The sequence below is a fragment of the Vibrio sp. 2134-1 genome, from assembly GCF_033339495.1.
The window spans coordinates 1-1,123 of sequence record NZ_JAWOUS010000118.1 but is presented as its reverse complement, the minus strand read 5'-3'; the positions used below and the strand labels follow the sequence as shown (position 1 = coordinate 1,123).

General features: G+C 46.0%; 1 protein-coding gene. It reads right to left on the bottom strand.

What is annotated here, in order from left to right; genetic code table 11:
* Positions 1-1,123, bottom strand: a 1,123-nt coding sequence (gene glmM / locus R7R78_RS24275; protein ID WP_225474394.1) for a phosphoglucosamine mutase, incomplete at both ends; no start/stop codon positions are given.

Below are 1,123 nucleotides of genomic sequence, written 5' to 3'. Positions count from 1 at the left end.
ATCTTAAGCGCTGAGCTTTGAACAAGCTCGGCATCTTCACCTTCTACCATTACGCGAATCAAAGGCTCTGTACCTGATTTACGTAGTAAAACGCGACCTTTATCGCCTAGTTCAGCTTCAACTTCTTCTACAGCAGCCAGTACTGCTTGCGCTTCTAGAGGGTTGTTTTCACCAGCGAAACGTACATTTTCTAAAACTTGTGGGTAAAGCGTCATGCCTTGCGACAAGTCGTGCAGAGACATATCACTACCAACAACAGAAGCAAGCACTTGTAGAGCTGCAACAATCGCGTCTCCCGTTGTTACTTTATCTAGCAAGATAACGTGACCAGAGTTTTCGGCACCGATCTTCCAGCCTTTAGCCAGCAATTGCTCCATTACATAGCGGTCACCGACAGCTGCACGAACAAATGGAATGCCTAATTGCTTCAGGCCATTTTCCATACCTAGGTTAGTCATCAACGTACCAACCACGCCACCTTTTAGTTCACCACGACGCAGAGCATCACGTGCGATGATGTAAGCAATTTGGTCACCATCGACTTTATTACCTAAATGGTCAACCATGATGATACGGTCGCCGTCACCATCGAATGCAAGACCAAGATGAGCTTGCTCTTCTACAACGCGTTTTTGTAGCGCGCGAACGTCTGTAGCACCGACTTCTTCATTGATGTTGATACCATTTGGCTCAACACCCATCGCGATTACATCTGCACCAAGTTCTTTGAAGACATTTGGAGCAATATGGTAGGTTGCACCATGAGCGCAATCAACGACGATCCTTAAGTTAGAGAGACTTAGTGTCGATGGGAATGTGCTTTTACAGAACTCGATGTAACGACCTGCAGCATCATTTAAACGAGTCGCTTTGCCCAATTCAGAAGACTCAACACATTCAATGTCTTTGTCCAATTCAGCTTCGATAGCAAGCTCGATATCATCAGGCAATTTTGTGCCCTCAGATGAGAAGAATTTAATACCGTTATCGTAATATGGGTTATGCGATGCAGAAATCACAATGCCCGCTTCTGCGCGGAAAGTTTGCGTTAAGTAAGCAACTGCAGGTGTCGGCATTGGACCTGTGAAGGTTGCCTTCAGACCTGCAGCAGCAAGACCTGCTT